Consider the following 345-nt stretch of genomic DNA (forward strand, 5'->3'; position numbering starts at 1 on the left):
TATTTTTTCTTGTGGCTTTCTTGCTGTTTTTGAATGTAGCTATGTTTACGCGCTATTCAAACAAGCTTGGGCATTTGCTTTACCGTGTGCGCGCTTTAACCCCACGTGCTCAGTAAATTCACACAAATGTTCTGCGGTACCTACTGCGCCAGTGAATATACCTTCAAAGTTTGTGGTGAGTTTGAGCCAACTTTCATCGCTGATGTGAAGTCTTGACAGTATATTTGCGATTTTAGTCTCGATAGCGCCTCGTTTGTCTGCTCTTATTACGCGACCTGTTTCATCTACAAGGGTTAAATAGTCCTTCAAACTAAAGCGGATACCGGAGGTTTTCTCTTGATGTTC

1 pseudogene is annotated in these 345 nt (G+C 42.3%); it reads right to left on the bottom strand.

Features of this window, described 5'->3' with window-relative positions:
* Positions 1-45 precede the first annotated feature (45 nt).
* Positions 46-345: pseudogene (locus tag H4J57_RS19645) on the bottom strand (transposase); the annotation flags it as partial.

It is taken from the genome of Colwellia sp. BRX8-7 (genome assembly GCF_014077275.1).
Taxonomy (GTDB): domain Bacteria; phylum Pseudomonadota; class Gammaproteobacteria; order Enterobacterales; family Alteromonadaceae; genus Colwellia_A.